General features: G+C 40.4%; 18 protein-coding genes, 1 tRNA gene and 1 pseudogene. 11 read left to right on the forward strand and 9 right to left on the reverse strand.

Annotated features, from left to right (window positions below):
- Positions 1–141 precede the first annotated feature (141 nt).
- A complete protein-coding gene (gene mnmG, locus B4U84_RS01310) occupies positions 142–2,079 on the forward strand; it encodes a tRNA uridine-5-carboxymethylaminomethyl(34) synthesis enzyme MnmG (RefSeq protein WP_131115108.1) in 1,938 nt (645 codons plus the stop codon).
- A gap of 225 nt (positions 2,080–2,304) precedes the next feature.
- Positions 2,305–3,585, forward strand: coding sequence for a hypothetical protein (locus tag B4U84_RS01315; RefSeq protein ID WP_131115110.1), 1,281 nt, complete (start codon positions 2,305–2,307; stop codon positions 3,583–3,585).
- A 119-nt stretch (positions 3,586–3,704) separates the two neighbouring features.
- On the opposite strand, the pseudogene B4U84_RS01320 reads toward B4U84_RS01315, so the two are convergent.
- From B4U84_RS01320 to B4U84_RS01350, 7 genes and pseudogenes are all read right to left on the reverse strand, one after another.
- Positions 3,705–3,914, reverse strand: a pseudogene (locus B4U84_RS01320) (cryptochrome/photolyase family protein); the annotation flags it as partial.
- 140 nt (positions 3,915–4,054) lie between these two features.
- On the reverse strand, positions 4,055–4,399 hold the full coding sequence (locus B4U84_RS01325) for a hypothetical protein (RefSeq protein ID WP_131115113.1): 345 nt from the start codon (positions 4,397–4,399) through the stop codon (positions 4,055–4,057).
- Positions 4,400–4,441: 42 nt separating this feature from the next.
- The gene (locus B4U84_RS01330; RefSeq protein ID WP_131115115.1) at positions 4,442–4,828 is read right to left on the reverse strand and encodes a nuclear transport factor 2 family protein; all 387 of its coding nucleotides are present in this window, start codon (positions 4,826–4,828) and stop codon (positions 4,442–4,444) included.
- 149 nt (positions 4,829–4,977) lie between these two features.
- Positions 4,978–6,870, reverse strand: a complete 1,893-nt coding sequence (locus B4U84_RS01335; RefSeq protein ID WP_131115117.1) for a hybrid sensor histidine kinase/response regulator — start codon at positions 6,868–6,870, stop codon at positions 4,978–4,980.
- Positions 6,871–6,885: 15 nt separating this feature from the next.
- Positions 6,886–7,332, reverse strand: coding sequence for a response regulator (locus tag B4U84_RS01340; protein ID WP_026082071.1), 447 nt, complete (start codon positions 7,330–7,332; stop codon positions 6,886–6,888).
- Between the two features lie 174 nt (positions 7,333–7,506).
- On the reverse strand, positions 7,507–10,425 hold the full coding sequence (locus tag B4U84_RS01345) for a PAS domain-containing protein (protein WP_131115119.1): 2,919 nt from the start codon (positions 10,423–10,425) through the stop codon (positions 7,507–7,509).
- A gap of 277 nt (positions 10,426–10,702) precedes the next feature.
- Complete coding sequence (locus B4U84_RS01350; RefSeq protein WP_017312395.1) at positions 10,703–13,516, reverse strand: hybrid sensor histidine kinase/response regulator; 2,814 nt, start codon at positions 13,514–13,516, stop codon at positions 10,703–10,705.
- 591 nt (positions 13,517–14,107) lie between these two features.
- Here B4U84_RS01350 and B4U84_RS01355 point away from each other — a divergent pair.
- The 5 genes from B4U84_RS01355 to B4U84_RS01375 all read left to right on the forward strand — a co-directional run bounded on the left by B4U84_RS01355 (position 14,108) and on the right by B4U84_RS01375 (position 17,697).
- Complete coding sequence (locus B4U84_RS01355; protein WP_131115121.1) at positions 14,108–14,584, forward strand: molybdenum cofactor biosynthesis protein MoaE; 477 nt, start codon at positions 14,108–14,110, stop codon at positions 14,582–14,584.
- Between the two features lie 1,724 nt (positions 14,585–16,308).
- Positions 16,309–16,545, forward strand: a complete 237-nt coding sequence (locus B4U84_RS01360) for a DNA-directed RNA polymerase subunit omega (RefSeq protein ID WP_016861589.1) — start codon at positions 16,309–16,311, stop codon at positions 16,543–16,545.
- A 39-nt stretch (positions 16,546–16,584) separates the two neighbouring features.
- Positions 16,585–17,091: a hypothetical protein gene (locus tag B4U84_RS01365; RefSeq protein ID WP_131115123.1), complete on the forward strand. Its 507-nt coding sequence runs from the start codon at positions 16,585–16,587 to the stop codon at positions 17,089–17,091.
- Between the two features lie 83 nt (positions 17,092–17,174).
- Entirely contained in the window at positions 17,175–17,540 is a 366-nt protein-coding gene (locus B4U84_RS01370; protein ID WP_017312399.1) for a DUF1818 family protein, read from the forward strand.
- An 83-nt stretch (positions 17,541–17,623) separates the two neighbouring features.
- Positions 17,624–17,697: transfer RNA gene (locus B4U84_RS01375), tRNA-Pro, on the forward strand.
- A gap of 79 nt (positions 17,698–17,776) precedes the next feature.
- Here the strand turns inward: B4U84_RS01375 and B4U84_RS01380 are convergent.
- On the reverse strand, positions 17,777–17,983 hold the full coding sequence (locus B4U84_RS01380) for a recombinase family protein (RefSeq protein WP_131115125.1): 207 nt from the start codon (positions 17,981–17,983) through the stop codon (positions 17,777–17,779).
- A 556-nt stretch (positions 17,984–18,539) separates the two neighbouring features.
- Between B4U84_RS01380 and B4U84_RS01390 the strand changes: the two genes are divergently transcribed.
- The 4 genes from B4U84_RS01390 (at position 18,540) to B4U84_RS01405 (ending at position 23,529) form a co-directional block, all read left to right on the forward strand.
- Positions 18,540–20,798: a heavy metal translocating P-type ATPase gene (locus B4U84_RS01390; protein ID WP_131115129.1), complete on the forward strand. Its 2,259-nt coding sequence runs from the start codon at positions 18,540–18,542 to the stop codon at positions 20,796–20,798.
- A gap of 145 nt (positions 20,799–20,943) precedes the next feature.
- Entirely contained in the window at positions 20,944–21,513 is a 570-nt protein-coding gene (locus tag B4U84_RS01395; protein WP_131115131.1) for a cupredoxin domain-containing protein, read from the forward strand.
- A gap of 249 nt (positions 21,514–21,762) precedes the next feature.
- Positions 21,763–23,193, forward strand: coding sequence for a radical SAM protein (locus B4U84_RS01400; RefSeq protein ID WP_131115133.1), 1,431 nt, complete (start codon positions 21,763–21,765; stop codon positions 23,191–23,193).
- 9 nt (positions 23,194–23,202) lie between these two features.
- A complete protein-coding gene (locus tag B4U84_RS01405) occupies positions 23,203–23,529 on the forward strand; it encodes a hypothetical protein (protein ID WP_131115135.1) in 327 nt (108 codons plus the stop codon).
- Positions 23,530–23,802: 273 nt separating this feature from the next.
- On the opposite strand, the gene B4U84_RS01410 is transcribed toward B4U84_RS01405, so the two are convergent.
- Positions 23,803–26,082: a RelA/SpoT family protein gene (locus B4U84_RS01410; protein ID WP_131118651.1), complete on the reverse strand. Its 2,280-nt coding sequence runs from the start codon at positions 26,080–26,082 to the stop codon at positions 23,803–23,805.
- Positions 26,083–26,398 lie beyond the last annotated feature (316 nt).

The following is a 26,398-nucleotide window of genomic DNA, read 5'->3' on the forward strand; positions in this document are numbered from 1 at the left end:
TTTCTTGCGAACATCCCAAATATTCAAAAAACCCGCCTGCGATTGAAATCGCAGTCTTATAGTAAAAGTCTGCTTCAGCAGACTACTTGATTTTATGAAGTTAAAATTGATCAGAATCTCAAAGCCTAGTGTTTTCTAATTATGACCATGCACAATTCTATAGATTTCCAAGACGCTTTTGATGTTATCGTCGTCGGTGCTGGTCACTCTGGTTGTGAAGCAGCACTTGCAACTGCACGCCTTGGTTGCCGTACCATGCTGTTGACACTCAACTTAGATAAAATTGCTTGGCAACCTTGTAACCCAGCAGTGGGTGGCCCTGCCAAATCTCAGTTGACCCATGAGGTAGATGCACTCGGCGGAGAAATAGGCAAGATAGCAGACCGTACCTATTTGCAAAAGCGGATTCTCAATTCTTCGCGGGGGCCTGCGGTGTGGGCATTACGCGCCCAAACTGATAAGCGGGAATACGCGGCGGTGATGAAGGGAATTGTTGAGAATCAAGAAAATTTAACTGTTCGTGAGGGGATGGTTACAGATTTAGTACTGGGTGCTAATGATGAAGTTATTGGTGTTCAGACTTATTTTGGTGTGGGGTTCGAGTGCAAAGCAGTCATTCTCACAACTGGTACATTCTTGGGCGGCAAAATTTGGGTTGGTAACAAGTCGATGTCAGCCGGAAGGGCTGGGGAATTTGCTGCTGTTGAGTTAACGGAAACTCTACAACGTTTGGGCTTTGAGACTGGTCGGTTGAAGACGGGTACTCCTGCACGAGTTGATAAACGGTCTGTAGACTATGGCAAATTGGAACCCCAACCAGGAGATACAGATGTCCGTTGGTTTAGCTTTGACCCCCAGGTGTGGATAGAAAGGGAACAAATGCCTTGTCATATGACACGGACAACAGCCGAAACCCATCGTCTAATTCGGGAAAATCTCCACTTGTCGCCAGTGTATGGCGGTTGGGTAGAAGCAAAAGGGCCGCGTTACTGTCCTAGTATTGAAGATAAGATTGTGCGCTTTGCTGATAAGGAAAGCCACCAAATATTTATTGAACCTGAAGGTAGAGATATACCAGAACTTTATATTCAAGGGTTTTCGACAGGATTACCAGAAAACTTGCAATTGCAAATGTTGCGGAGTCTGCCTGGTTTAGAAAACTGTATCATGTTACGTCCAGCTTATGCTGTTGAGTATGATTATTTGCCTGCAACTCAGTGTTTTCCCACACTGATGACCAAGAAAATAGCAGGACTGTTTTGTGCAGGACAAATTAACGGTACAACTGGCTACGAGGAAGCCGCAGCCCAAGGTATTGTGGCGGGAATTAATGCGGCGCGATTTGTGCGTCAAGAAGCGATGATAGTGTTTCCGCGTGAAGAAAGTTACATCGGTACATTGATTGATGACTTGTGTACAAAAGACTTGCGGGAGCCTTACCGGGTGTTAACTAGTCGGTCAGAGTATCGTTTAATTTTACGTTCTGATAATGCTGACCAACGCCTGACACCATTGGGAAGAGAAATTGGTCTAATTGACGATCGCCGTTGGGAATTATTTACCCGCAAGCAAGCAAATATCACCGCCGAAAAAGAACGTTTGCACAGCATCCGGGTAAAAGAACATGATGAAATAGGCAAAGCGATCGCCCAAGCAACTGGACAAGCAATCAAAGGTTCGATAACCCTTGCTGACTTATTACGGCGTCCAGGCTTTCATTATTTAGACCTCAACACCTACGGACTGGCAAATCCCAATCTTAATCGTGCTGAAACCGAAGGTGCAGAAATTGATATCAAGTACTCTGGTTATCTGGCTAGGCAGCAAAATCAAATTGAGCAGATTGCTCGTCAAGCCAATCGTCACTTACCAGCTAACTTAGATTACGGAGCAATTGATACCCTTTCTAAAGAAGCACGGGAAAAGCTCACCAAGGTAAAACCGTTGACAATTGGTCAAGCCGCACGTATCGGTGGTGTGAATCCAGCAGATATTAATGCTTTGTTAATTTATTTAGAATTGCGTAAAACAAAGACATATACTGACTTTTCAGCTTTAGCTTCTCAAAAAACTTTATGAAGCGGGAGTATAGTAGTAGGGTAGATCAGGGTATAGTTTAGTATGATTGACAACACTAGTATATACTGAACACAATCATACACTATCCTGACTACAAGTCGAATTTAATACTCAATTCCTGATCAACTCGTCTCACTAAGACGGGTAATTGGTGTTTGCTCCCAGATCAGCACATAGGGCTAGGAAGTAATTGGTTCCCCGACGAAGCTAAAACTGAAAATCGTTATGTCTCAACAAGCCAGCACAAATCTTATTATTCCAGAACCATCAGATGAATTAATCGCCAGTGAACCTTGGACGATAGAAACCTACGCCGATGGGTTTATGGATGATCTATTTGCCGAGATAGACTCGATTTTGGATGGTAGCCCCAATCTACCTTCGGACACGGTGCAGCAAACACACACGCATCTCCAAACAGTAAAGATACCGCCAATGGTCTTGCCAAATAAACCATGGCGAAGCCTACAAACAGTGTCGCACTACAAAAACAATCCCAATGCAGTAGTAGTAAATACTGCTCCTGTCAGCAAAGTTGTCAAGAGAGTACGCCCAAAATCACGACACTCATTAAGTAAAATACTGAAGGTGGGAACAAGCTTAGGATTAGCGATCGCCACCATTGTCTGGTTAATAAACTCTGGTTTATTCAACCACACCAAATTAACCTCTTTTCAGCAAGCTTTAGAAGCACCCCAACCAAAATTACCCACAAAAGCAGAAATAGAAGCAGATTTTGTGAATTATATGTTGGGTTCGCTTGCAGCCATAGACAGACAAGAAGCCAAAACTGATATTAAGCCTGTCAATGTTGCACTCACACCCGCAGTCACAACAAACCGCACAGCCTTGGCTTATGTCAGGAATGATCAATCTCCTGCTGCTAACCTACCACCAGTTTTGACCGCTAACAACACATCTCCAACTTCGAGTCGTTCCCCAAACGTTGTTGAACGCATCTATATCCCTGTTTATCAAGCGCCATTACCAATGCGCTACGTACCTCCAAAAGTTTCTGGTAGTACTAGCACAACTTTGCCACCAATTCCATCTGCTATTCATCAAAAGACAACAAATACACCTAAAAAACCTACATCTGTCGTCAAACCTTCTCCGAAAACTGATATAAAACCAACTAAACCTGCGAACGTCTTAGCAGTAGTGCAACCAACCCTGAAACCCATAGACGTAAAAACTGCACCAATTACAGTCACACAAGCAACCAAACCAACCACCAATCAACAGCCAACACCAGTACCAGTAAAAACAGAACTGACAGCTGTTGCATCTGCTCCTCCTCCTACCCATATCCTTGAGGGATTGCTAGAGTCAGAGAATAAATCCAAATCTGCTGCTTTATTTCAAGTTAATGGTGTGACTCAGCGCATTGATATCGGTGAAAGCATTGGTTCTAGTGGTTGGACACTAGTAGATGTTGCGAACAAAGAAGCAATCATTCGTCGCAATGGCGAAGTGCGATCAATTTTTACTGGACAAAGATTTTAAATTGGTTAGTAGTTGGTGGTTAGTAGGGAAAAACAACTTCTAATTTATTTATTCACTAACTATATTTCGCCTTTTGTGCAGGCCAGACTTTAGGGTACATCATTTCCAATTTTTCGGGTTTAAGTTTTATGCCAATCTTGCACTTGTTGCCGAATATCTGATAATTCTTCCTCAGACATCTTATCCAAATTCTTCAATATAAAACTCATCCGCCCCTGATTTTGTAACTTCTCTCGGTGCTTCTCAAGAAAATTCCAATAAAAGAAATTGAACGGACAAGCATTTTTCCCAGTGCGTTCTTTGGGATTGTAAACACAGCTTTTACAATATATCCAAATTCCTGTAGTCATTTTTATGTTTTCAAAAATTTTAAATAAACGCGTCGGCTCAAATTGGAGTTTCATAACTAAAGTCTGCTTAAGCAGACTGTTTGAATGAATTTGAGTCGTATAAATTGATTATTCTATTTTTAACGGGACTCTAATTGAGTAACTCGCTGTTCCAACTTTTGGACTTGCCGTTTGACTTCAACTACTAATGTAGCCAGTCTATCAAACATAGGATCTTTTTGTTGGGAGAGATTACGCCGAGAAGGTGGTGATAGAGTGATGGTTGTTCTTCGTGATGAAGAAGGACGGTTTAATAGCTGAGATTGAAGTTGATTTACTTGTGACTCCAAGCGATTAAAATCTGCTTCTAGATTATTCAGACGAGATTCTATTTGTTGCGATGCAGCAGGATGAGAAAACAAACCACCCCAGAACAGAATAAATACCAATGTTCCCAGGCACATCAATACCCAGATTCTTTTCATTACTTTGTGATAGTGATAGTGATACCACTAAGTTAACGCACCTCATCGCATAATTGGGCTGGCGTGATGGTGTATTAAGTACCATTTTCCACCAAGAAATTCAAATATATTCGTAGCAAGCGATCGCGCTTCAATTTTCCTACCGTTAATCACTTGCATGACATTTTCTACTAACACAATATAAGCAAGATGATCGCGGATTTCAACAGTCATTATTTCGGTATTTATTTCAATATAAAGCGTATTTTTAAAAATCTTCTCCCAAGAGGTAGAAATTGCTTTCCAACCCCGGAGTATATTCCAACCCGGATGAACACAAAGACTACCCGTCCCTTGAGACCAAACTGCACTCATAGCCTCAATATCTTTTTTTTCAAACGCACGATAAAATGCGTCATTTACAGCTAAAATTTCAGAGTTATTAGTCATTAGTCATTAGTCATTAGTCATTAGTTATTCACTCCCCACACTCCCTTTTCCCCGATCCCCAATCCCCGATCCCCGTACTCTATGAGAAGCCGCTGACGCGTCTACAAAGTAGCGTCTCCTCTGGAGAATCCCCGATCCCCTTCCCCCAACTATTTTCCACTTTTGACTACGCCAATGGTTTGCAATAATTGCTTGGCGGTGTAGGGTTTGGATAAAAATGCTTTGACACCTATGTCTGTGGCGGCGTTCACCTTTTCGGTGGATGCTAGTCCACTGACGGCGATAATTTTGACTTGGGGATTTATTTTTTTCAAGGTGCGAATGGTTGTCAGTCCATCCATAGAGGGCATGAGCATATCTGTTAATACTACAGATATTTTGTCGCGATATTCTGCATAAAGAGCGATCGCTTCAATGCCATCGCAGGCTGTGATTGCTTTATAATTATGAGTCTCCAAGGATGTTTTGGTGATGTCGCGAATTGAATCTTCATCGTCAACGACCAAAATTAATTCACCATTACCACTGGGTAACTCTTTTTCTGGTTCTTCTGTAGTTTCGGGTATCTGTTGTGCTGGTAAAAACACTTTAAATTGACTACCCTTGCCAATTTCACTGTAGACATTGATAAAACCGCCATGACTTTTGACAATTCCCAGCACTGTAGAAAGACCAAGACCAGTTCCTTTACCAAATTCTTTTGTTGTATAAAATGGTTCAAATATTCGATCCAATATTTCAGGAGTAATACCGACTCCCGTATCACAAACGGTAATAGCTACATAAGCACCAATTCGCGCGTCAAAATGCATTCTGGCATAATTTTCGTCTACTAAAAAATTTTCGCCAGAGATACCTAAACTACCACCCATAGGCATAGCATCACGGGCATTGACACACAAATTCATCAGTACTTGATGGAGTTGCGTAGGATCACCATATATAGTCCAGAGGTTTGCTGGGATGGAGGTAGAAACTTCTATAGATTTCGGGAATGTTTCTTTCATCACTTGCTGAATTTCTCTGACTATGTGCTTGAATTGCAGCAAGGTGCGATCGCCTTCCATCCCACGAGTAAAAGATAATACTTGCTTGACTAAATTTGCTCCTCGTTTGGCATTAGTAATTAAAATGGGTAAAAGTCTTTTACTGCGCTCATCATTCAGTTGTGATTCTAATAGTTGTGCTGTCATTAATATTGGTGCTAGGACATTATTAAGGTCATGGGCAATACCGCTAGCCAGAGTACCTATACTTTCTAATCTTTGGGCGCGTAAAAATTGAGATTCTAATAGTTTTTTTTGGGTAATATCAGTATTTACAACTAAAAAACATTGAGTTCTATGGTCAAAATCTTTGACGAGTGTCCAACGGCTTTCAACTGTTATTTCTTGACCTGTCTTTGTGATTTGCTGTAATTCTCCTTCCCAGGCAAAATTTTTCATCAAAATGGGGAAGGCTGTTTGTAATTTTGATAAGTCTTTTTCTTGCCAAAGTTCCAAGGCTTTTTTCCCAATAGCCTCTTCTTTTTTCCATTGATAAAGAAGTTCGGCGGCTTTATTCCAAAATAATATTTTGTGATCTAAATCCTGTACAAAAATAGCATCAGTAGCCACATCTAACAGGGCGGCTTGTTCCCGGATTTTTTTCTCATTTTGTTTACGTTCTAAAGCATAGCGAATAGAACGCTCAAGTAAAGGGGCTGCTAATTGGCTTTTTTCTAGATAATCTGCGGCTCCAGCTTTCATGGCCTCAATATCTATTTCTCTGTCTCCTTGACCTGTGAGAAAAATAATTGGGGCTGCACAGCCATTATTAATAGCTTCACGTAATAGTTCTAATCCGTTACCTTCGCCTAAACGATAATCTACAAGATAAACATCATATTGCCCCGTGAGCATCCCATCCTTGCCAGCTTGATAGCTATTTACCCATTCCAAAGCACAAGAAGCTACTTGAAATTCTCTAAACCAATCACGAGTTAATATATAGTCATCTTCATCATCATCAATCAGCAGAACTTTGATCAGGTTGTTTTTCATTGCTCCCTCCCACGCTCATAGCGGTAGTTCTACAATTTCAAACCAATATTTTCCTATAGCCTTCATTACCTCCACTAAGGCTGCGAATGTCACGGGTTTAATAATAAATGAATTCGCTCCCAAATTATAGGTACGATAAATATCTTCCTCAGCTTTTGAGGTAGTTAGTACTACAACGGGAATTGACCTTAGCTCTGGATCATTTTTAATTTCTCTAAGTGCCTCACGACCATCTTTTTTAGGCATATTTAAATCTAACAGAATCAGACCGGGATGAGGTGAAATATTAGGATCAGCATACCGACCTTGTCGATACAGATAATCCATTAACTCCTCTCCATCGCGAACGATGCGTAGATCAATAGCCAAGCGGCTTTCTGCCAATGCTTCACGAACTAACATGTAGTCGTCCTCATCATCATCAGCCATTAAGATCGTGACGGTTGTTTGCCGACCCTTCACTCTGCATTTTCTCCTTTGTGATGTTGATTAGGATTAATTCATTATTAAATTGAAACAAATCAATTGCTAGAAATTGAATGTCAATCGCCCCACCCAAAAAGAGATGGGGATTTAAGCACGTTTAATAAAAAACTTTTATATGGAGATATAATAAACCGATGAGGAACAGAAAAATTAGGAATGGGGATGAATTGGCAAAGTGACAATAAATTTTGCTCCTTGCCCTGGCTCACTTTTAGCGGTAATGCTTCCGTGATGACGCTCGACTATTTTTCGGCAGATTGCTAACCCTATACCAGTGCCATCATACTCACTACGACCATGTAGGCGCTGAAAGACATTGAAAATACGGTCTAAGTATTTCTCATTAAACCCTATACCGTTATCTTCGACAATAATTTCGCATTTTTCGGTATTACTATGTTCTGATGGTTCTGATAAGACTTGGCTATAAATTTTTACAATTGGCGTTATTTCTGGGCGGTGAAACTTCAGAGCGTTAACAATTAAATTTTGTAACAATTGTCGTATTTGCAACGGGTCGGCGTTGATAGTGGATAATTTACCTATTTCTATCTTTGCTCCGGTTTGCTGAACACTAATTTCTAAATCAGACAAGACTTCTTGTGTTAACAGCAAAAGATCCACTGAGACAAAAGGCTGCGCCCTAGTGGTGACTCGTGAAAGGCTTAATAGATCTTCTATTAAAATCTGCATCCGGCGAGCTGCATTTTGTATCCGCTCAAGATAGTCATGTCCTTGTTCCGAGAGGACATCACCACAGCTAGCTTTGAGGCGATCGCCAAAGGTTTTGATTTTTCGTAGTGGTTCTTGTAAATCATGAGAAGCCACAAAGGCGAATTCTTGTAGCTCGTTGTTAGAACGGCTAAGTTCTTCCCGTTGACGCCTTTCTTGTTCTAAGAGTTTAGCTTGACCAAGAGCAATACCCATTTGGTCTGCTAGTTGTCGCAATAGTTCTGTTTCCCATTCATTCCAATCACGGGGATGGGCGCACTGATGAGCAATCAATAGCCCCCATAGTTTATTATGTTGGAGAATGGGGACAACAAGGTTAGCTTTGATTGCATATCTTTGCAACATTTCTAGGTAGCAAGGCTCAAGATTACCTTCTTCGACATTGGTAATGATCCCAACTCGCCCAGTTTTGTATTTATCAATGTATGCTTCGTGAAAGCAAGGGTCAATGATGTTTTCTCCGATAATTACAGGGAAACCAGGAACGACTGCTTCTTTAACTACACTTCCATTACCTTCAGACAGCAACTTAAAAATGACAACTCGGTCGGCGTTTAGGAGTTTTTGTACCTCTGTAACACTAGTTTGAAGAATTTCATCGATTTGTAATGACTGGCGAATTCTGAGAGTGATATCAGCAAACAAACGCGATCGCATGTTTTGACGCTGTAATTCTTCTTGTACGCGTTTGCGACCGCTAATATCCATCATGGCTCCGATCATGCGTACAGGATTACCCGTGCGATCGCGGACAATGTAACTGCGGTCAAAGATGTATGCATAAGAACCATCACTACGGCAAAAGCGGTATTCATTAGCCCAAACTTGTTGTTGACTTTCTATGACAGCATGAATATCAGTAAAGATTCTCTGTCTATCATCTGGGTGTATGCATTCATACCACCAATTAGCGTTATTGCCGATTTGCTCTGGTAAATAACCAAACAGTGTTTGGACATTGTTATTCCACCAGACGTAGTCTTTGAGTATATCCCAGTCCCAAACTACATCTGTGGTCGCACGAGCTAGGAATTGAAAGCGTTCCTCACTCTGACGCAAATTTTCTTCTGCTAGCTTACGTTCGGTAATATCGCTATGGGAACCTGCCATCCGTACAACGTCACCTTGATCATTCCACAGCGCTTGACCGCGATCCAAAATCCATTTGTAAGTGCCGTCTTTACAAAGAATACGATATTCACTGATGTAAAAAGGAGTTTTTTGCTCAAAGTGATCTTGGACAAGTTGTCTCACCCAGCCTATATCATTAGGGTGTACTCGATTTGACCATTCATCCAAATGGTTGGAAATTTCCTGTTCTTCGTAACCAAGCATTTCTTTCCAGCGTGTGGAATAGAAAACCTCGTTGGTTTTGACATTCCAATCCCAAATACCATCATTATTACCCCGTAAAGCTAAATGCCAACGTTGTTCACTTTCTTTCAGTGCGTCTTCAACCCTTTGGCGTTCGATCGCCGTAGCTAAAACGTTAGCAGTTGCTTGCAAAAAGTAAATGTCATCATTGCTGAAAATGCGATGTTTAGTTGTGTGTGCGCCCAAAACACCAAAAGGACGATCTTTACCATGAATAATCACCGAAAAACCGCTAATTACTTGATGGTCTATTAGCAGTTGTGGTCCTGTGAAACGGGTTTCTGTGCGGAGGTCTTCTACAATAACTGGGTCGTTAGAAACTAGAGTGTAACCCGCTTGAGAATTTATACCTGCACTAACAATTGCCTGTTCTACCAGACCTGGTTGCCAACCTACTCCCGCCCGTAGCAGCAAGTTATTTCCATCTGGTAGCAGTTCCAAGACTTTACAATACTCTACCTCTAGACATTCGGCAACAAAGGTAACGGCTTGCTGCATCAGCAAGATTAAATCTACACCAGCTAGTGCTTGTTGACTGAGTTCTGCTACTAGAATCTGCTGTTTAGTTTGTTGCTGTAGTGTTTGCATTGCACTACTAGCTTCTAAAAGACGCTGTACTCGTTGATGCAAAATTGGCCATTTAATGGGTTTGGTAATCAAATCTGCTGCACCTACCGCAAAAGCCTTTTCGATAGATTCTTGGTCAGCAAGACCTGTAACCATTAATATGGGTGTGCGATCGCCACCAGGAAGTGCTTTTAATTGGGCGCAGCAGCTAAACCCATCCATACCTGACATCAAAGCATCTAGCAGCACTAATTTTGGTTGCTGTTGAGTATAAACAGCTAAGGCTTCCTCACCACTACTCGCTTCTATCACCTCATAGTCTGCTGTTGCTAGCAATTGATGTAATTGCCTGCGTATCAAATCGTCATCATCGACAACCAAAATTATATTTGTCATTTGTCAATAGTCATTTGTCAATAGTCATTTGTCATTGGTCATTGGTCATTAGTTTATAGTTAGAGATTGGTTAATTTGTGAGTTGATATTTAAATTTTGTCAATATTATCTATATAAATATTAACTATTAAGTAAGTAGCCCTGACCAATTATTCCTTGATGTTACACTTCTACACCCTACACCCCATTTTCAAGCTAGGTGGAATAAACATAACTATCTTAAGAAACATCAAATCGCTGCAACTCTTACAAATGACCAATAACCACTGACAAATGACTATTGACAAATGACCATATGTAATGTTTTTAATAATTCCTGTGCAGTATAAGGTTTGGGCAAGAAAACTGTATGCGTTGTCTTGTGATTGAGTAAAACTTGTTCACCTGTAGCTAATCCACTGACAGCAATAATACGTAAAAGCGGATTCATTTTCAGCAATGTGTTAATAGTGGTTGTGCCATCCATATTTGGCATCATCATATCTATAATTGCTGCACTGATTTTGTCTTTGTATTGGGCATAAAGTGCCACAGCTTCAATACCATCACTTGCAGTGATAACTTTGTAGTTGTGATTTTCTAAAGAAGTTGCTGTAATTTCTCTGACAGCCACTTCGTCATCTACAACCAAGATCCATTGTCCCTCGCCTCTTGGCATTTGCAAATCATCTGACGGTAGTTCTATGTGTGTTTGAATTGCTGGTAAATACACTTTAAATTTTGTACCTTTACCAATAGTACTAGAAACACTGATAAAACCACCATGACCTTTGACAATACCCATGACTGTGGATAGACCTAGTCCTGTACCTTTCCCAAATTCTTTAGTTGTAAAAAATGGCTCAAAAATTCTGTCTAATAGTTCATTAGAAATACCGACTCCTGTATCAGTAACTTTGATCACGATATAGGAACCTATTTGTGCATCAAGATGCATTCTGGCATAATTTTCATCAATAACAATATTATCAGCAGAAATGGTTAAAGTTCCACTTGTGGACATTGCATCACGAGCATTAAGACACAAGTTCATTAGTACTTGATGCAGTTGGGTACTATCTCCACAAACATTCCACAAATCTGGTTGAATTTCGGTGTTGACAGTAATTGATTTCGGAAATGTTTGTTCAACAATTTGTTTCATTTCCAAAATCAGGTGTTTGACTTGTAAAACAGTGCGATCGCCTTCTATTCCTCTGGCAAATGACAGTACTTGTTTGACTAGACTTGCACCACGTTTGGCATTATTTTCTACTATTGATAAGATTTGGCGATCGCGTCGGTCTTCACATTTCATTTGCAGCAATTGTACCGACATCAAAATTGGCGATAGGACATTATTTAAATCGTGAGCTATACCACTAGCAAGAGTACCAATACTCTCCATGCGTTGAGCGCGTAAAAATTGTTTTTCTAATTGTTTCTTTTGAGTAATATCTGTGTCAACAACAAGGATCGATTTTGGTTGATTATGCTCATCTTTTACCAGCGTCCAACGACTTTCAACAATGATTTGTTTACCAGATTTACTAATTTTTTGTAATTCACCCTGCCAAAAACCAGATTCTAGAACTGTGTTATGAATTTCTCGTAGTAATAATGGTTCGTTAAATAAAAGTTCATCAGCATACTTACCTATAGCCTCTTGCGATCGCCAGCCGTAAAGATTTTCTGCACTTCTATTCCACAGTAAAATCTGATGAGATAAATCTTTGAGCATTATGGCATCAGTGGCGATATCCAGTAATGCAGCTTGTTCGCGCAGTTGTTGTTCTGCTTGTTTGCGAGCAGTGATATCCTCAAAAATATATAAACGTCCAAAATATCGATCATTGGCATCACGAACTTGAGTTGAGAACCGTCGCACGATCCGCCCATCTGTAAACAAAATTTCGTCTTCAACAACACATTGGTTGTCTTCGCTTTGCAAAGGTTTACACGACTCGGCAAAAGCAGGAATGTCTAATATTAATTGTAAGCAATCGGGAATGATATCTTGATTTTTTAATTGACCACGTTCCATGAATGTTTTGAGGTGTTGAATACCCCAAATTTCACAAAAGCGATCGTTAAAATATAAAATATTGTCTGTACGATTATCTACAACATAAAATGCTAGTGGTGAAACGCTTGTCATAGAACGTAATAAGGCTTCTTGGCAACGGAGATGTTCTTCGGCTAGTTTCCGCTCAGTAATGTCTTCTACTACGTAAGCAAATTGTGAAGTACAACCACAACATGCGCCAATTGATGAAACTGTACTTCTCAGCCATTTTTTACCTTGAGGGTGGTCGTGAACATATTCAAAGCTGACAGGTAATTTAGTATATTCAGCTTCACGGTAATAATTAATCCACTCATTCACATATTCTTGCGGAACACCTAACTCAGTAGCAAAACGCTTTTGCATCGCCTCTGGAGTTCTTCCAAAAAATTTGGCACTAGTGGCGTTATCAGAAATATGTACAATGTCATTACCTTGAAGTTCCACAATTCCCATCATCATGGGCGCACTGTCAAAGAAACTACGGATGGTACATTCACTTTGTTGTAGTGCTATTTGCGAGTCTTTGTATTCAGTTTTTATACTGCTTAATTCGGAGAGATTTCGCCGTAATTCTAATTGTCTAATGACCAAGCGACCAATAGCTTGTAATGCTTCTATTTGGTTTAAGTTAATTTCTTTTGGAACGTGATCTGCTATACACAGTGCGCCTATTGGCATTCCTTCTGGTGTTATCAAAGGTACACCACTATAAAATCTTATATACGGGTAAGACGTGACTACAGGATTATTCGCAAAACGTTCATCAGCCAAGGTGTCAGGAATAATCAAAACATCGCCTAAGTTCATACAAATGGAACCAAAGCCGATATCTCTGGGCATTTCCGTTACATCTATTCCCACCTTAGCCTTGAACCACTGACGCTTGGCATCAATCAAATTAATTAGAGCGATCGGTGTTTGACAAACTTGAGCCGCTAAAAACGCTAAATCGTCAAACACTTGTTCTGGTAGAGTGTCTAAAATTTGATACTCATGAAGAGCTTCAAGCCTCTTCACTTCATTATTAGGCACTAAAGTTATCATGAGACGTTTTCCCACTATTGCTGATTTACGGCTTGCCTTTGTGTAACTTGCTCTTGTTAAGATGACTAAAGTAGGGCGGTAAGAAATTAAAGGGGGAGATCAGTCATGAGTGTCTTTTGCAAGCCCAACGGAAATTCGCTTGCTGATTTACCAAGTGATTAATTTAGCTGGTATTGAGGTCAAGTACTATCCAGTCATCTAAAATCAAGGATAATTAGCCAACTTTGTCACTTAACCTATAGTAATATGCCTTAGGGAAGATGACAAAATAAGATAAAAAATTGAGTAAAATTACTTAAAATATTGCAAAATTGTGCATTGTGTCAGCATTTTTTGATAGATGATTTTTGTTCCAAGCTGACATAAGATCGCAAAAATGGCGCTTTAGATGAAAATTAAGCTTGTATCAATAAATTTTCAGGGATCGGGGATGAATCAGTTATCAGTTATCAGTTATCAGTTATCAGTTATCAAATTAAACTGTTCACTGTTCACTGTTCACTGTTCACTGATTAGTTGTCCCCCCTGTCCTCCTTGTCCTCCTTGTCCCCCTTCCCTTGTCCCCGCTCCCCAATCCCCGATCCCACTGCTATGACAACAACATTTACCTTTCCTATCAAACCTAAATCTGAAGATAGCTTTGCCATTACCTTTGCACCATTGCTAGTTGAAGAAATCTACCAATTAGCTGGATCGCCAGCAAATGGAGCAGTAGTGGTAATGAGTGGTACTGTTCGCAATCAAACTGATGGTAAACCTGTGATTGCCCTGGAATACCAAGCTTATGAACCAATGGCTTTGCGAGTTTTCTATCAAATTGCTGCCGAGATTCGGCAAAAATGGACTGATGTAAATTGTGTAGTCATTCACCATCGCATTGGACATCTGCGAATTGGCGAAATTAGTGTTTTAGTGGCAGTGGGCTGTCCTCATCGGTCGGAAGCCTTTGAAGCTTGTCGCGATGTTATCGACACTCTCAAACACAATGCCCCTATTTGGAAAAAAGAGCATTGGCAAGATGGTTCTAGTAGTTGGGTAAGTATTGGTGCTTGCGAACAAAACTGTTAAGGCAAAACATAACGCGCATTTGCGGTAATTCATGAATTACCGCTACGCAAGAATAAGGTTTTCGGCCACATCTTGCGTAAGTCCTGAGTCAGATAAATCTGACTAGGACGATGTTTGAGTCCGTTTTAACGGACTTATGCTATTAGCCTCAGAATTAATTCTGAGGCGGGATTGAAAGGGCTAGAATTTTGGTTTTTTGTTTTCAGATAAAATTCTTATAATTTTCTTATTATTATTTACTAAGTTTATCAAATACATAATTATTTTCAGTCAAGGTTGTTCCCCCCTGTGGCAACAGGGAGGATATTTTTTTTATAGTAATTAACTTAGACTATAAAATCCTTAGAATTTCCTTACTCTCATTTCGTAAGCTAATTGAGATTAGGTCTGATGTTACTTGTTGCTTGACCTGTCACATCTTCAACATTGCAAACTTGTTCCCTCCTGTACTGTTATGGGAGGGAATTTATTCTTTCTAGCATGAAATAGCTTCCTTCTGTGTTCGGTTTTCCTTTGAAGTTTTTACTGTTACTGAATTTCTTTAGCTGTGAGTTGAATTTCTTGGGTAATAATCTTTTCCTCATTGAGGGGTTAGAGGTATGAGGGGGTTGCCACTGCAATCATTAATGGCATTAAATATATACAATCATTATTATTGATAACTCCTATCTAGGAGTCATTAAAGCGATCGCGTATACGGAACTCACTACGATCGCTTTTTTTTTGCAATCTTTGTCAAAATTAATAAAAAACCTCATGATCTAAATTGTGATCTGAAAGTCGGGAACTATACGAGAAGGGCTGCGCCCTACGGTGCAGGGTAATCCAAAATCTAAAATGGTAGCACTCATCTATCGATTGTTAATCACAATATTAATTAATCGCGTAGCTACTGATACAAAATTATTTTCAAAAAATGTACATAATCGCGTTAATAAAAAATAATGTCGTGATTACAAAACCACGACATATGAGGAATAATGCCTTCTAATCTAAGTTAAGGGATGTTTTCGATAAACAAGTTTATCTATCCATGAAATATTATCTAAACTTTGAAAAAATTAGACATCTACCAATTGGTTAGTAAAATATTAAAAAATCGTGTATCAACGTACACAAACTAATTAAAATTGAATCAAATCGTAAAACTTCTAATAAATCAATGTTTATGAACAGAGATTGCGGAAAACAAATGTTCTATTTAATCCCGTCACAAATAATTGCTTAATGCATGAAAAATACCGCCGCGATCGCAAAATCACGACGGTAGAAACAACAATGCCTTTGTTAGGGTCATAGACCTCAAGTATTATCATTGTTTTCAAAATAGAATGTATCTATCTGTTGGCTAATAAGATTATTAAATAATAATGTAGTGAGAAATACTAAATGGTTTTAAAATGCAGAAAAAAGCTTTATTTTAGCTTGTAAACTGATGATTTTTAAAAATTTCATAAACAAAATGTATCCCGATTTTTCAAAAATACCTAACACGAGCAGTTGCAGCTACACAAACCAAGGCTGCTTAACCTCCAGGAACGCAGACTTAGTTTATAAGTCATTGACTATTTAGACATCTCCGACAAAGAATGTAGAGACGTAGCATTGCTACGTCTCTATTTTTCACCATATGTCTATATGATCAATCTAAAATCCAAAATTGTTTGACCTTTAACATTATGACAATACTGCTAAACTAAAAAAGACCCAAAGAACCAGTAAATATGCTAAAGCGTTCTAAGTTCGAGACAACCCCAACCCAAATTATGCATCGTGCGGAAGATTTGATTAGCGCAGCTTCAAATCGTTACCGCATTACGGTTCAGGTGGCAAATCGCGCCAAACGTCGGCGTTATGAAGACTTCGAGAGTAACGATGATATGATGATGAAGCCAGTGTTAAGGGCAATTATTGAAATGTCAGACGAACTGACTCAACCAGAAATCATCGGAGAAGTATAGGTAAATTATTTTCAAGAAGGTGTTAAGGTGTGGTGTACTATGCTTAAGCATTGGCAAGCATTATTTACTCCCCACTATTTTAGAGGTGTGGGGTTAATTTTAGTGTTAGGTATGTTTTGGTTGAGCTTAGATCAAAATCAATCTATCTATGCTAATTTACTCTCCACTTCGCCTGCTTATGCTCAAAATATTAGGTCAGGTGATATTTGGCAGCGAGTGTATGAACAAGTACCTGATTTACCAAAAGAAAACCAGTACATCAGCACAGAAACAGGGAAGGTTGCAGAAAACAGTACCCTAGTGACTCGTCTGATTCAGTATCATGTCTATCTTAAAGGGCGTGCGCCAAATTATCGCCTAGACTGGAAATTAACTTTGGCTGATTACTTAAATGCCAACGAACTCATGTACGATTCATCCTATCCAGGTCATGATACTTTACGGAAGAATCCTTTGGAAGGCGATCGCGCTGCTATTCGTCGCCTCACCCGCAACCAACGAAACGCCTTAGTGCAAGCATTAGTCAATGCTTACAGTGGAAATTAAGTTAGTGTTTAAGGGAAAGGGCTAATTGCTTACCAGCCTATGCGACACTATAAGTATTCAAGCGAACATGATAGAACTCATGTATGGAACGTGTCATCAAAAGTGGATCTGGTTGGCGTATCGGTTGGAATCCATCAGCGCCAGAGTTTAAGGGTTTAGTGGGTACGGATGATTGGGCGATAGAATTAACGGAAGCAGAGTTAAATGATTTTTGTCGGCTACTGTTGCAGTTAGCAGATACAATGCAGCAGCTGACATCAGAATTAATGGATGAAGAAAAAATTGCCTGCGAAGCCGAAAGTGATTTGTTGTGGATGGAAGTAGAAGGTTATCCCCACGCTTACAGTTTGCGCTTTATTCTCAATACAAATCGTTGTGCAGAGGGGAAATGGAATGCTGCGGCTGTTCCGGGTTTATTGCAAGCTGCGGGAATGGTGAAAGTTTTTTGAGTAGACTAGTTGATTATTTCAGCGCTTATTGTTAATATTATTGGGTTGAATAAAACAATTCAATTTTGATGAATTGTTGTGTCCGGGGCGTAGCGCAGCTTGGTAGCGCGCCACTTTGGGGTAGTGGAGGTCGTGGGTTCAAATCCCGCCGCTCCGATTAACTAACGAATAACCTGTACCTACTTAATATAAGTGTTGACTGTGTGTAGACTAGAAAGTCATTTAGCCATAAAAGTTTACACTACGGTATCACCTGGTAAGCTATGTAAAATTTTCCTTATTGTGCTGTGTGTCCACGGTTTACCACTCCTAGTGATCATCCCCTCATTATCCAAATATTCAGCGATCGCCTGGTAGCTCTTGCCAGCTAATCTTAAATCTTTCATAGCACTTAAAACCACTTGCTCTTCAGGTTTCTCTTTAAGTTTTTTGTCCAGCAACATATAGCCGTCCGTAGGGTACTTTACCGAGGTGCTTACCTTTTTCTTTAGCGTTCTGTAGAGCCACTTTTGTATGCTCACTGATAACTTCAGCCTCCCACTGAGATCACTTCCTAAGATATTAATCACAAGTCGTCCAGATGATGTTCTGGTGTCTAGTTGGTCACAAACACAAATTTTTAGAACTTACGCACTATACAAATTGTCTATTATGTGCATAAAGATATTTGGTTGTCTGGGAGTATTATCGATTTTAAGCGAGTAATGATGGCTTTACGAGTGCGATCGCTACGGACTTGTGTTGTGAACCAACAGACTTGTGTTGTGAACCAACGGACTTGTGTTGTGAACCAACGGACTTGTTTTTGAACCAACAGACTTGTGTTGTGAACCAACGGACTTGTTTTTGAACCAATTATTGTCCACATAATAGCCAATTTGTATAGTGCGTAAGTCCTAATTTTTTCTCACTACCCCTTGACTCTCCAGCGAGATGGAGATTTCAAAATGTGATTAGTTGATTAAAAAGCAGTTCAGGACATTGCTAGGAGGTTTGACAATGGAAAACACAAATCTGAAACTGCGGGGTATGAGTTGTGCCTCTTGCGCTAAAACAATTGAAGATGCTATTCGCTCCGTCAGGGGTGTGAATGAGTGTAGCGTCAACTTTGGGGCAGAGCAAGCCACTGTCACCTATGACAAGAGAAAAACTGACCCAGAAGCAATTTGCGATGCGGTAGATGCGGTGGGATACTCTGCAATACCCGTACAAGACGATGATTTATTTACCACAGATGATGCAGAACAGCAGGTACGCCAAGCAGAAAATCGAGCGTTAGTTATAAAAGTTTGGGTTAGCAGCATTATCAGCGCCATTCTAGTCATTGGTTCGCTACCAATGATGACAGGGTTGTCCATTCCCTTTATTCCCATGTGGATGCACAATCCTTGGTTACAGTTGGTACTGTCAACTCCAGTGCTGTTTTGGTGTGGTGCATCTTTCTTTATCAATGCTTGGAAAGCTTTGAAACGTCACACGGCAACAATGGATACTTTAGTAGCAATTGGTACAGGCGCCGCTTATCTGTATTCTCTCTTCCCCACCTTCTTGCCTGGGTTCTTCACTAAGCAAGGATTGCCGCCTGATGTTTACTATGAAGCAGCTGTAGTTATTATCACTTTAATTTTGCTGGGACGACTGCTGGAAAATCGTGCTAAAGGACAAACTTCCCAAGCAATTCGTAAACTTGTAGGCTTGCAAGCTAAAACTGCTCGTGTGATTCGCGATCGCCAAGAGGTAGACATCCCACTCGCTGAAGTAATTGAAGGCGATATTGTTTTAGTGCGTCCGGGTGAAAAGATTCCGGTGGATGGGGAAATTATTGATGGCTCCTCGACTATTGATGAGGCCATGGTAACAGGTGAAAGTGTACCTGTGAAAAAGCAACAGGGTGATGAAGTGATTGGAGCCACCATCAACAAAACTGGTAGCTTCAAATTTCGAGCAACACGAGTGGGTAAAGATACATTCTTGGCGCAGATTGTCAAGCTAGTGCAGCAAGCGCAAGGTTCAAAAGCACCGATTCAGCGATTAGCTGACCAAGTTACTGGATGGTTTGTACCTGCTGTAATTGCGATCGCGATCGCCACTTTCATCATTTGGTATAACATTATGGGCAATGTGACGATGGCACTAATTACCACTGTAGGTGTATTAATCATTGCTTGTCCGTGTGCGCTTGGCTTGGCAACGCCGACTTCAATCATGGTGGGAACAGGCAAGGGTGCAGAAAATGGTATTCTCATTAAAGGGGCAGAAAGTCTGGAACTCGCGCACAAGCTTAAGACTGTTGTTCTCGACAAAACGGGTACAATTACGCAAGGTAAGCCGACTGTCACCGATTTTGTAACCGTTAATGGTACCGCCAATGGCAATGAGCTAAATCTTCTGCGCCTTGCAGCATCTGTCGAACGCAATTCAGAACATCCTTTGGCTGAAGCAGTTGTCAATTATGCTCAATCTCAAGGTGTAGAGTTAACTGATACACAGGATTTTGAAGCGATGGCCGGTAGTGGTGTGCAAGGGTACGTGTCAAATCAATGGGTACAAATTGGCACCCACCGTTGGATGAATGAGTTAGGTATTGATACAGGTGCATTGCAGGAACATTGGGATCGCTTGGAGTATCTTGGTAAGACGGTGATATGGATTGCAGTAAATAGCAAAATCCAAGGAATTATGGGCATTGCTGATGCGGTGAAACCATCTTCCGTGAACGCGATTCGAGTATTGCAAAAAATGGGATTGGAAGTAGTGATGTTGACTGGAGACAATCGCCGCACTGCCGAAGTTATTGCGCGTGAAGTGGGCATCAAGCGAGTTTTTGCTGAAGTGCGCCCGGATCAGAAAGCCGAGACTGTTGAGCAGCTTCAGTTGGAAGGCAAAATTGTAGCAATGGTTGGAGATGGCATTAATGATGCACCGGCCCTGGCTCAAGCTGATGTCGGGATGGCAATTGGTACAGGAACAGATGTGGCGATCGCGGCTAGTGACATCACCCTCATCTCCGGGGATTTACACGGGATTGTCACCGCCATTCAACTCTCTCGTGCTACGATTCGCAACATTCGTCAGAATCTCTTTTTTGCCTTTATTTATAACATCGCTGGTATTCCAATTGCAGCAGGAATTCTTTTCCCCTTCTTCGGTTGGCTGCTCAGTCCGATTATTGCAGGTGCAGCAATGGCGTTTAGCTCCGTGTCGGTAGTCACGAATGCACTACGTTTGCGTAATTTTCGAACCAAAACAATTGGTTGAATAAATCACAGAGATTAGTAACAATGCTTAAAAAAGTAACATTTTTTGCAACCTTAGCAGGATTTGGATTTTTACTTGGAGCTATTTGGGGCGCATTAGCATAACTTGCAGTGTAGTTACCTGAGCCAACGGAGACGTTTAAATAATGAACAAAATAGCAATCATTAGCAGTGTTGCGAGTTTGGGATTGGTGTTTGGAATTACTTCTCACAAAGCAGTTGCACAGATGTCCCACGAACAGATGCAACCATCTCAAACACAGCAAACAAGTCAGTTCCGTCGCATGGAACAACCCATATGGGCAAAAGCAGCCGTTACTGCTGGTGGATTAGGATTGATAGGACTGGAGTTATGGTGGTTTCTGCTGAGTAAGCCAAAATCGCAAAAAGCACAATCAAAGCAGGGTATTCAGGAGATAACAATTACCGTTGATGGTGGTTATGAACCAAGCCAAGTTGTAGTTAATACAGGTCAAAGAGTCCGGCTCAACTTCTACCGCCTAGACCCCAGTAGTTGCCTTGAAGAAATCCGATTTCCTGATTTCCACATTGCCCAAGAGTTACCCCTAAACCAGGTTACTACGATTGAGTTCACTCCCAACCAACCAGGAACTTACACTTTTACCTGCGGGATGAATATGTTTCGCGGTGTGATTGAAGTAGAGCCATCCAATGCTCTTGGTACACAGCAGTTTTCTACACAGATTTCAGCATGACTAAGCGGGAGCATCTGCGCCCAGCGTGAGCTTGATAACTAGCCAGCAACGCCTTTGTTTACAAACCTTCCCCAACGCTGGGCAAACTTTCTTGTACAAATTTCTAATACAAATGAGAGAGATACAGAGTAAACTATACGGTTTTTTTTGTTGTACATCTTACTAAATAAGTAGGAGTTAAAACCATTCGCTACTACGAAGAACTTACTATTCTTTATTGGTGTAAGATTAAAAACAAACTTCTGCACCATGCCTACTCGCAATTACCTATTTTATGCTTTAACAAATAGCGTTTGTTCAAAGTGTCTCGTTAAGGTAGAAGCAAAAATCATTTTCCAAGACGATCGCGTTTACTTAATTAAACATTGTCCCACCCACGGACGAGAAGAAGTTTTAATTGCTGATGATGTTGAATATTACAAAAAGTCCCTGGAATTTATCAAGCCAGGAGATATGCCACTCAAGTTTAATACACCAATCAAATATGGTTGTCCTTATGATTGTGGGCTATGTCCAGATCATGAACAGCATAGTTGTTTAACTTTAATAGAAGTCACAGATAAATGCAATCTTTCTTGCCCAATTTGCTATGCTGATTCCGGTGCGGAAGAATTTTCTGAGATTTCTCATCAACCTAGACGTCATCGCAGTTTAGCAGAAATTGAAACCATGATTGATGCGGTGGTGGCGAATGAGGGAGAACCGCAAATTGTGCAGTTGAGTGGTGGAGAACCGACGCTTCATCCAGAGTTTTTTGAAATTATGGAGCTTGCGAAAAGCAGGCCGATTAAACATTTAATGATTAATACCAATGGTGTGCGAATTGCTAAAGATAAAACTTTTTGCCGTCGCCTGAGTCAATACATGCCTGGTATAGAAGTATATCTGCAATTTGATAGCTTTGAGGCAGAAGCCCTAAAAGATTTGCGGGGTGTAGATTTGCGTAGTGTCAGAGAAATGGCGATCGCTCACCTCAACCAATATAATATTTCTACTACTCTCGTTGTCACCCTGAAAAAAGGGTTGAATGACCACGAAATCGGCAAAATAATTGAGTATGCTTTGCAACAGCCTTGTGTACGTGGAGTGACGTTTCAACCAATGCAAGCGGCTGGACGCTTGCAAGGCTTTGATCCCAAGCGAGACAGGTACACGCTCACCGAAGTCCGCAAGTCAATTTTACAACAAAGTCCTTATTTTAAACCAGAAGATATTTTACCTGTTCCTTGTCATCCCGATTGTTTGGCAATGGCTTATGCACTCAAAGTTAATAGTAAAGTCATACCCCTAACTGGGTTAATTAATCCTGAAAAGTTTGTGGAAATTATGCCCAATAGCGTACTTTATGAACAAAACCCAGAACTCAAACGCCACATTTTTGAGTTATTTTCCACTAGTCATTCACCCAGTTCTGCGGCTACATCATTAAAACAGCTTTTGTGTTGTTTGCCAATGCTGCCTGTTCCAGAAGGAATTACCTACGCCAATATTTTTCGGGTGATGATTGTTCAGTTTCTTGATCCCTATAATTTTGATGTGCGTTCTGTGAAGCGATCATGTATTCATATTGTACATCCAGATGGAAAAATCATTCCTTTTGATACTTTTAATATGTTTTATCGTGAAGGTAGTGCAGGGTATGATTTGGTTAATAATAAAAGATTTAATTTTGACAATTAAGGAAACTGCATGTCGAGAAGAAACGAATTTTCTTATGTAGTCGGCGGAATTTTTCTAGTCCTGGGAATGCATATCATCGCAATTTTGATTTTGGGCATTCTTGCTTATATAGAGTTAATGCTCGCTTCTCAATATAATATCAGATTTTTTCAGCCAATTTTTGGAATCTATTTTTTGGGGATTGGTATAACTCAACTTGTATATATAATTCCTGTGATTTCTCGATTGAAAAGGCAAGAAAAATTTGCCTTGATGAAAGGGGTTATTATTGGTGCGATTCTCACAGCTTTACTTAATAGTGCTTGTTGGATTTGGTTTCAAAGTTTAACTTTATAAGTTGATAATTTAATGGGAATTTTTGAAATAACCAGATCTTCGATATATTATAGGATGCAGCACACAAATTATACCATTTCACAAAAATTTTGATACAAATACGGGTGTGTAGAGACGTAGCATTGCTACGTCTCTACATTTGGTGGAATGACGAAAAATTGTTTGACATTTCAACCACACAGCGGCAAAAAATGCAGAAATAAAAAATAGTTAATTTGATAAATCTGTTAACTGTTCACTGATAACTGTAAACGCACCCTGGTAAATGATTAGTTATTCGTCAATTTGACCAATGCGACGAATATTAAGAATATCACTCATTTTTTTTATTTGAGTAAATATCTGTTCTAATTGAGGCCGATCGCAAATTTCGATCCCCAAATCAATCAACGCTGGTTGACCAAATGCTGTTTTCACATTTGCATGGCGGACGTTGATTCCTTGGTCGCTTAGGCGTGACAAAATATCTTTTAAGACTCCGACTCGGTCTAGAGCTTCTATTTGCAAGTTCACCGCGTAAGTCTGGGGACGGCCAGTGTGTTCTAATGCTTGGTTCCAACTTACTGGTACTAAGCGATCGCACTCTGCTTTTTCTAAATTATGACAGCCTTGGCGGTGGATAGAAATTCCTCTACCCCGTGTCACTACACCGATAATTGCTTCGCCGGGAATGGGTGTACAACACCCAGCTAAGTGATATAATAATCCCTCAACGCCGACAATCGGGGAATCAGTAGCGCGGGAAGTTGTGTTCGGAGTCGCTTCTCTTAATAACGCGGCTGCTTTGGCTGTGGTGGGTAGATTTGTGGTATGATCTGGCTCGCTAGCAACCGGCTGTTGTGCTTTAATAATTTCTCGCCAACGGTTAAGTACTAAGTTGAGTGTGATTTCCCCATAACCCAAACCTGCGAGTAAATCTTCTGTGGAGTGGTAATTACATTTTTCTGCTACCGCTTGCATCGGTTCAGACTTCAGCACATTTTCAAAACCTGTTCTCCCAAGTTCTTTTTCTAACAATTCTCGACCGCGAGCAACATTTTCTTCCCGGCGCGATCGCTTGTACCATTGTTTAATCCGGTTTTTGGCTGCACTCGTCCGAACAAAGTTCAACCAATCTAAACTAGGATGACCATTTTTTTGAGTGATAATTTCGACAATATCGCCATTTTGCAAGCGTGTCGAAAGTGGTACCATTCTACCATTGACTCGCACTCCTGTACAGCGATTTCCGACTTCTGTGTGGATGCGATAGGCAAAATCTACTGTTGTAGAACCTGGTTTTAAAGCTATTAAATCTCCCTTGGGAGTAAATACATAAATATCTTCTTCAAATAGATTATCTTTGATGCTTTCTAAATATTCTTGAGCATCTTTTAAATCACTTTGCCATTCTAATAACTGCCGTAACCAAGTAAATTTTTCATCGGATGCAGTTAGACTAGCACTAGAACCACCAGTTTCTTTATATTTCCAGTGAGCAGCAATACCATACTCTGCTACACGGTGCATTTCTAATGTGCGAATTTGCACTTCTAAGGGTCGCCCCCAAGGGCCTATAACGCCAGTATGCAATGATTGATAACGGTTGGGCTTGGGCAATCCAATATAATCTTTAAATCTACCAGGAATTGGACGAAAAACATCATGAACTACTGCTAAAGCACGATAGCATTCATCATTTGTCTGGACAATAATTCGCAGTGCTGCTAAATCGTAAATTTCGTTAAATTCTTTATTTTGCCGTTGCATCTTTTGATAGATACTATAAAGATGCTTGGGACGTCCACTAATATCAAGACAGCGAATTCCTGCTTCTGCAAGTCGAGTTCTCAATGTTTCGGCTATATTTGTTAATCTCTCTTCTCTATCCGTGCGTTTTTCCGAAACCAACTGTTGAATCTGTCGAAAAGCTTCCGGTTCCAAATACTTAAATGTTAAATCTTCTAATTCCCATTTAAAACGCCAAATCCCCAAGCGATTTGCTAAGGGAGCAAAAATTTCTCGCGTTTCTGTAGCGGTGCGACGGCGCTTTTCTTCTGGCATGTATTCTAATGTTCGCATGTTGTGTAAGCGATCTGCCAATTTCACCACAATCACGCGGATATCTTGCGCCATTGCCAAAAACATCCGCCGAAAGTTTTCAGCTTGACTTTCAGTTTTGCTTTTGAAATTGATTTTAGATAACTTTGTGACGCCTTCAACTAAGCATCTAACTTCTGAGCCAAAACGCTGTTCTATATCTTCAATTGTAACATCTGTATCTTCCACTACATCATGGAGAAATCCAGCTGCTATCATAGCTGCACTACCACCTAAATCACGCAGCATTCCAGCTACAGCAATTGGATGACAGATATATGGTTCTCCTGATTTGCGGTACTGACCGTGATGCAGCTGATAAGCAAACTCAAAGGCTCGACAAATCAGACTTGTATCATAATATTTTCGGTCTTCTTCCGTTGGGGTACTGTCTGTCGGCGGTGTACGCAAACAAGTTTCTAGCCATTCTGGAAGAGTTATATCAATAGGGTGGTTGACAATTGTGCTGCTCATCATAAAATATAGCGGGGCTGGAGATAATTCGGTGGTTTATAAGGAAGGAGTGAACACAGTTGACGATAATGTCATCGAAAAACTATATTGCTATTGACACGGCAAACTAAAAAGCGATCGCAGGATCATTGCTCAAACAAACAGCTTGTTGCAGATCATCCTGTGCTAGGTGTCAAGCATAATAGTCATCAAAGTCCAATGATGCCAAATCAGACTCCAAATTTAATATTTTGGAGTTCATAACCTTAACAAAAGGTTAGAGAAGAATATTGTATAGGAAAAATTACTTGACATTAATAGTATCTCAATTAGCACT

The sequence above is a fragment of the Westiellopsis prolifica IICB1 genome (assembly GCF_004323185.1).
GTDB lineage: Bacteria > Cyanobacteriota > Cyanobacteriia > Cyanobacteriales > Nostocaceae > Pelatocladus > Pelatocladus prolificus_A.

What these genes read in the sequence shown, in the direction of transcription:
- B4U84_RS01355 (WP_131115121.1), top strand. Translation starts at nt 14,108, where the DNA reads ATGACAACAACATTTACCTTTCCTATCAAACCTAAATCTGAAGATAGC.
- B4U84_RS01360 (WP_016861589.1), top strand. Translation starts at nt 16,309, where the DNA reads ATGCTAAAGCGTTCTAAGTTCGAGACAACCCCAACCCAAATTATGCAT.
- B4U84_RS01410 (WP_131118651.1), bottom strand. Translation starts at nt 26,082, where the DNA reads ATGAGCAGCACAATTGTCAACCACCCTATTGATATAACTCTTCCAGAA.
- B4U84_RS01365 (WP_131115123.1), top strand. Translation starts at nt 16,585, where the DNA reads ATGCTTAAGCATTGGCAAGCATTATTTACTCCCCACTATTTTAGAGGT.
- B4U84_RS01315 (WP_131115110.1), top strand. Translation starts at nt 2,305, where the DNA reads ATGTCTCAACAAGCCAGCACAAATCTTATTATTCCAGAACCATCAGAT.
- B4U84_RS01350 (WP_017312395.1), bottom strand. Translation starts at nt 13,516, where the DNA reads ATGATAACTTTAGTGCCTAATAATGAAGTGAAGAGGCTTGAAGCTCTT.
- mnmG (WP_131115108.1), top strand. Translation starts at nt 142, where the DNA reads ATGACCATGCACAATTCTATAGATTTCCAAGACGCTTTTGATGTTATC.
- B4U84_RS01380 (WP_131115125.1), bottom strand. Translation starts at nt 17,983, where the DNA reads ATGTTGCTGGACAAAAAACTTAAAGAGAAACCTGAAGAGCAAGTGGTT.
- B4U84_RS01390 (WP_131115129.1), top strand. Translation starts at nt 18,540, where the DNA reads ATGGAAAACACAAATCTGAAACTGCGGGGTATGAGTTGTGCCTCTTGC.
- B4U84_RS01345 (WP_131115119.1), bottom strand. Translation starts at nt 10,425, where the DNA reads ATGACAAATATAATTTTGGTTGTCGATGATGACGATTTGATACGCAGG.
- B4U84_RS01325 (WP_131115113.1), bottom strand. Translation starts at nt 4,399, where the DNA reads ATGAAAAGAATCTGGGTATTGATGTGCCTGGGAACATTGGTATTTATT.
- B4U84_RS01395 (WP_131115131.1), top strand. Translation starts at nt 20,944, where the DNA reads ATGAACAAAATAGCAATCATTAGCAGTGTTGCGAGTTTGGGATTGGTG.
- B4U84_RS01370 (WP_017312399.1), top strand. Translation starts at nt 17,175, where the DNA reads ATGGAACGTGTCATCAAAAGTGGATCTGGTTGGCGTATCGGTTGGAAT.
- B4U84_RS01405 (WP_131115135.1), top strand. Translation starts at nt 23,203, where the DNA reads ATGTCGAGAAGAAACGAATTTTCTTATGTAGTCGGCGGAATTTTTCTA.
- B4U84_RS01330 (WP_131115115.1), bottom strand. Translation starts at nt 4,828, where the DNA reads ATGACTAATAACTCTGAAATTTTAGCTGTAAATGACGCATTTTATCGT.
- B4U84_RS01400 (WP_131115133.1), top strand. Translation starts at nt 21,763, where the DNA reads ATGCCTACTCGCAATTACCTATTTTATGCTTTAACAAATAGCGTTTGT.
- B4U84_RS01335 (WP_131115117.1), bottom strand. Translation starts at nt 6,870, where the DNA reads ATGAAAAACAACCTGATCAAAGTTCTGCTGATTGATGATGATGAAGAT.